This window comes from Pseudarthrobacter sp. Hb11 (assembly GCF_059383655.1).
Genome location: NZ_JBWZCM010000026.1, coordinates 1 through 2,696 on the forward strand (window position 1 = coordinate 1; position 2,696 = coordinate 2,696).

The window sequence follows — 2,696 nt, forward strand, 5'->3', positions numbered from 1 at the left end:
AGGAGGGCGGCGGGCAGAGGTGAGGGGGGGGGGACAGAACAGGCGGGCGGGGGGGGGGGGGGGGGGGCTGCGGCCCCCCCCCCCCCCCCCGCCGCTGTTACGATGGCAGCCAGATCCCGGCTGCCCCTTTTGAAAGGCCTCAATGACTGTTGTACCCCTGCCGCTTGAGCAGAACCACCGCGGCGACACCCTGGTCCACGGCTCCGACGGCGGCTCCGAGGTCCGCCGTTCGGTGTTGCCCGGGGGAGTACGGGTGCTGACCGAGGCAATGCCGGGACAGCGGTCGGCAACCATTGGTTTTTGGGTTGGGGTCGGTTCCCGGGACGAGGCCCCGGGACAGCACGGTTCCACCCACTTCCTGGAGCACCTCCTGTTCAAGGGAACCAAGCGCCGTACAGCGCTGGAAATCGCTTCGGCCTTCGACGAGGTGGGCGGTGAGTCAAACGCGGCCACGGCCAAGGAAAGCACATGCTACTTTGCACGGGTCCTGGATTCAGACCTGCCGATGGCCATCGACGTCATCGCCGACATGATTACCGGAGCCGTTCTCGACCCGACGGAGATGGAACAGGAACGGGACGTTATCCTCGAGGAAATCGCCATGGACAGCGATGACCCCACCGACGTCGCCCACGAACACTTTGTCTCAGCCGTGCTGGGCAGCCACCCACTGGGACGGCCCATCGGCGGCACCCCGGACGCCATCAGGGCGGTTGCCCGCGACTCGGTCTGGGAGCATTACCAGCGGTACTACCGGCCCGACGAGCTGGTGATCACGGCAGCAGGCGGCCTGGAGCACGACGTCGTCTGCAACCTTGTGGTGGACGCCCTCGAGACCGCGGGCTGGTCGCTGAAGGCGGATGCAGCGCCGGTGGAAAGGCGTTCCACTGACCGGGCCCTGATTACGGGGACCGCCGGACTTCACGTGGTCAAACGCGCGGTGGAGCAGGCGAACATCATCATGGGCTGCCCCACCATCGTGGCCACTGACGAACGGCGCTACGTTATGAGCGTCCTGAACGCCGTGCTGGGCGGGGGCATGTCCTCGCGGCTGTTCCAGGAGATCCGCGAGAAGCGCGGCCTGGTGTATTCCACCTACTCGTTCGCCTCCTCCTACGCCGACGCCGGGTACTTCGGCATGTACGCGGGGTGCACGCCGTCCAAGGTGCGGCAGGTCCTGGAATTGCTCGGTGCGGAATTGGACAAGCTCGCGGAGCACGGAATCACCGAGGACGAGCTGCGCAAGGCTGTGGGCCAACTGGGCGGCGGAATCGTTCTTGCGCTGGAGGATACGGGATCGCGGATGTCGCGGCTGGGCCGTGCCGAACTCGTTTCCGGCGAGTACCAGGACATCGACGAGACGCTGCGGCTGATCAAGTCGGTTACGGCGGAGCAGGTTCAGGACCTTGCGGCGGAGCTTGCAGCCGCACCAAGGACTGTGACCGTTGTCGGGCCGTTTGAGGAGACCGAAACGTTCGGTCTCTGACGCCTCTCCTCTCCTTGGCTAGGGGGGCGTAGGATCAGGCCAACCGACGTCGAATTTCTGTCGGTTTAGCTGGCGTGTGGTTCGTGAGGGGTGGAAGGCGTGGATGGATTCGGAGCGGGGCCTGTGCCTCCCCGCAACGAAGGTCCTGCCCACACCCCTCCTGCCCATGAGGGATTTGCCGACGGCCCGGCCTTTGACCCCCCATCAGCCGGCCATCCGGAACAGGACCCGCGGACACAGGGCCCGCCGACACACGACCAACTGCTGCACGACCATCCAGCATTGGCTGTCCTGCTCGGCCATTGGCGTGGCAGCACCCACCTTGCGGCTGGTCCATGGGGACCGGAGCGGACCGTTGATGCGGAGGTGACGTACAGGCGCGTGGCGGGCGGCTTCGCCGTGGTGCAGAGCTACCGCCACGTTGAGGCGGACGGGACGCATTTCGAAGGCCATGGGATGTTCACCGTGGATCCCGATCACCAGGACGTCCTGTGGTATTACGTGGACAGCGCGGGCCCGGCGCCGGACGTGCCGGCCCGTTGTCAGTGGCATGAAGGGGTCCTGCGCGTGGAACGCCACGGCAACGCCGGATGGACCCGCCATACATTGCGCGTTGACGGCGGCGTCCTAAGGCATGTGACCGAACTTCGTACCCATGCAGGCGGCGCCGCATGGGAAGGCGGTTTGGGGGAGGGCAATCTGGGGGAGGGCGTCGGCGCCAACGTCACTGGCACGGCGTACACCCCCTTTATGACTTCGTTGTTCAGCAAAGGCTGACGTTCTGATGTCATTCGGTCGGGAGCAATTCCCAGTTCTTCTCCGGATCAGGTGGCAGGACATGCGGCATTGCGTAGAAGTCCTCCCAGCACGAGTCGCTTGCGGCTATGTCATCAGGGTCCACAAGGTCCTCGTCCGGAGCTTCCCAGACCGGACATTCCTCAGTCAGGGTCTCATGAAGCCGGGAACCTTTGTCCGAAGCTTCCCGGACCTGAAGTTCGTCAGGCAGCGTTTCATAAAGCCGGGAATCCTCGCTAAATTCCGGGCTCGACAGCACTGCCGCTGGCCAGGTTGGTGGTGCCCAGTTGTGGTGTTCGCTTTTGTAGTGGCGGCCGGTGGGTGAGGTCCAGCCGGGTGGTTCGTTGTGGGTGGCTGGGGTGGGGGCCCAGCGGCTGTTGTGTTTGAGGCGGTGATGTTTTGGGCAGAGTTGTGC

Annotated in this window: 2 protein-coding genes and 1 pseudogene; 2 read left to right on the forward strand and 1 reads right to left on the reverse strand. The window is 65.1% G+C overall.

What is annotated here, in order from left to right; translation table 11 throughout:
- The first annotated feature begins 142 nt into the window (after window positions 1-142).
- Complete coding sequence (locus AC50X7_RS18465) at window positions 143-1,486, forward strand: M16 family metallopeptidase (protein WP_494980348.1); 1,344 nt, start codon at window positions 143-145, stop codon at window positions 1,484-1,486.
- A 282-nt stretch (window positions 1,487-1,768) separates the two neighbouring features.
- Window positions 1,769-2,263 carry a DUF1579 family protein gene (locus AC50X7_RS18470; protein ID WP_494980349.1) on the forward strand — a complete coding sequence of 165 codons (495 nt, stop codon included), beginning with the start codon at window positions 1,769-1,771 and terminating at the stop codon, window positions 2,261-2,263.
- A 10-nt stretch (window positions 2,264-2,273) separates the two neighbouring features.
- Here the strand turns inward: AC50X7_RS18470 and AC50X7_RS18475 are convergent.
- Window positions 2,274-2,696, reverse strand: a pseudogene (locus AC50X7_RS18475) (HNH endonuclease signature motif containing protein); the annotation flags it as partial.